The following is a 1,052-nucleotide window of genomic DNA, read 5'->3' as shown; positions in this document are numbered from 1 at the left end:
CGCAAGCTCGCGATGCCCTCACGTGTGCTGACGCTGGTCGCCTGCGAGGGTCGCCACCTCGGCGAACCGGCCGACTGCCGCTTTACGTCCGCACGCGCCGCCTGACCTGCGCCTCCCGCCTTCCCACCGCCATTTCGTCCTGAATTTTCACGCCGCATCCCGGATTTCGGGTGCGGCGTTCGTCGTTTTGAAGGGGATGTTTGCTGTGCCCGATCTCGATCTGCTCGACCCGTGCGGGATCTGTCGATCCCGTGAACCCGACATCCACGTCGACGTCGACGGCGGACTGATCTGCCCACGCTGCGCGCTGACCTGCGCACAGTGCCACCGCTGCGGTACCCGCTCGATCGCCCTGACCGAGACCGCCGAAGCAGGACCGCTGTGTTCGACCTGCATCACGAGGTTGCACCCGTGCGCGTCCTGCGCGGAAGCCACGTTCACACGGTTGCCCGTCGACACCGGCGGGTTCGTGTGCGGGATCTGCGCACACCAGCTCTATGACCAGTGCTTCCAATGCGAGCGCTACACCCTGCACAGCCGCTACGTCGTCGGCAACCAACGCGCCTGCCCCGCCTGCGCACGGTTGCAGCGCTCGTGCCGCGACTGCGGCACGCTGATCTGCGGGCGCCGCGGTTGTGATCGGTGCGCTGAACCGCACGCGCTGTGGAACTACACCTACCGACCCGATCCGATCTTCCACGGCACCGGGCCCCTGTTCCTCGGGCTGGAACTGGAAGTCATCGTGCCCTACGACCGCTTCGACGACGCGATCACCACCGCGACCGACGCCCTCGGCTCACTCGGCTATCTCAAGCGCGATTCCTCCATCCGGCCATCGGGTTTCGAGATCGTGTCCCACCCGATGACTTACCAATACGCCCTCACCGAGTTCCCCTGGCAGCTCCTCGACGACCTCGCGCGGCTGGGGTGTGAGACCGATACCGGTGTCGGTTTGCATGTGCACGCGTCCCGGGCCGGGTTTACCGGGCCCGCCCACATCTTTCGGTGGATGAAGCTGGTCTATCGCAACCAGGACCAGGTCTCGATGCTGG

At 66.1% G+C, this 1,052-nt stretch carries 1 pseudogene; it reads left to right on the top strand.

From position 1 onward, the window contains the following. Positions 1-205: 205 nt before the first annotated feature. Positions 206-1,052, top strand: a pseudogene (locus tag NS1_RS38480) (hypothetical protein); the annotation flags it as partial.

It is taken from the genome of Nocardia salmonicida NBRC 13393 (assembly GCF_001613085.1).
In the GTDB taxonomy this organism is placed as follows: Bacteria; Actinomycetota; Actinomycetes; order Mycobacteriales; family Mycobacteriaceae; genus Nocardia; species Nocardia salmonicida.
The sequence above is the reverse complement of the archived record's forward strand: the minus strand, read 5'-3'. Positions and strand labels throughout refer to the sequence as shown.